Genomic DNA, 410 nt, shown 5'->3' on the forward strand with positions numbered 1-410 from the left:
TTGATGTTGTATGGATAGTTGCGTAGAATTAGAAATTAACTTAATAAATACACCAAAATGAAAAACGATACAATAGCAGAAGTGATAGCACTTTTGAATACAGCAAATTATGATACAGATACGCTGAACCAAAAAAGAGATGAAGTAGTAAGTACGCTTAAAAAGCAATTATCTATACAACGTGTTAGCAAATCGTTACCTGAGCGAAAAGGTAGATGCTGCGGTAGATGTGATGGGGTGCACGACCTTTGCTTTGGTGATATGACTTGTGATGTACATAATGTACTTGGTTGTGAGGATTGCTATGGTAAAAGGTAATGTTTGCTAACGGTCTCGGCTATGATTTCGTTGTGGAATCATCCGCAGGATTATTCCGCCGAAATCCAGCCGTTTGATTTATACTTTTACTT

General features: G+C 37.1%; 1 protein-coding gene. It reads left to right on the forward strand.

What is annotated here, in order from left to right:
• The first annotated feature begins 57 nt into the window (after positions 1-57).
• Positions 58-318, forward strand: a complete 261-nt coding sequence (locus WA340_RS15240; protein WP_336129699.1) for a hypothetical protein — start codon at positions 58-60, stop codon at positions 316-318.
• The last annotated feature ends 92 nt before the right edge of the window (positions 319-410 follow it).

Origin of the sequence: Mesoflavibacter sp. CH_XMU1422-2 (genome assembly GCF_037029245.1) — a bacterium.
Classification (GTDB): domain Bacteria; phylum Bacteroidota; class Bacteroidia; order Flavobacteriales; family Flavobacteriaceae; genus Mesoflavibacter; species Mesoflavibacter zeaxanthinifaciens.

Bases quoted from the DNA above. Each gene is read 5' to 3' on its own strand.
- WA340_RS15240 (WP_336129699.1), top strand. From the start codon at position 58: ATGAAAAACGATACAATAGCAGAAGTGATAGCACTTTTGAATACAGCA.